General features: G+C 52.4%; 1 protein-coding gene. It reads left to right on the top strand.

Translation table 11 applies throughout. The features are described from left to right. The coding region (locus tag A3722_RS24725; RefSeq protein WP_236627357.1) for a hypothetical protein at positions 1-248 on the top strand (248 nt) is incomplete at both ends.

Raw genomic sequence — 248 nt, 5'->3', positions numbered from 1 at the left:
TGGCATCATATTTGAGTGACCGCGCACCTGAGATTAATTTCGTAACGCCCAACGCAGACCAAGCACGGATCTTAGGAAATATTCTGTCGATCCTCGATCTCGGCGGGGCCGTGACGATCGAAACTGGCTGGGGTTGGGATCGGCGTGAAGTGAGTAGTGCTGCAGTAGAAGTCATGTTCCCTCCCTTCGGCATGACTGTGAAAGATGATGACAATATTCCTGAACGCACCCTCACGAGCCTTGGCCTA

This window comes from Sulfitobacter sp. HI0027 (assembly GCF_001634775.1).
Lineage (GTDB): Bacteria > Pseudomonadota > Alphaproteobacteria > Rhodobacterales > Rhodobacteraceae > Sulfitobacter.
The sequence above is the reverse complement of the archived record's forward strand: the minus strand, read 5'-3'. Positions and strand labels throughout refer to the sequence as shown.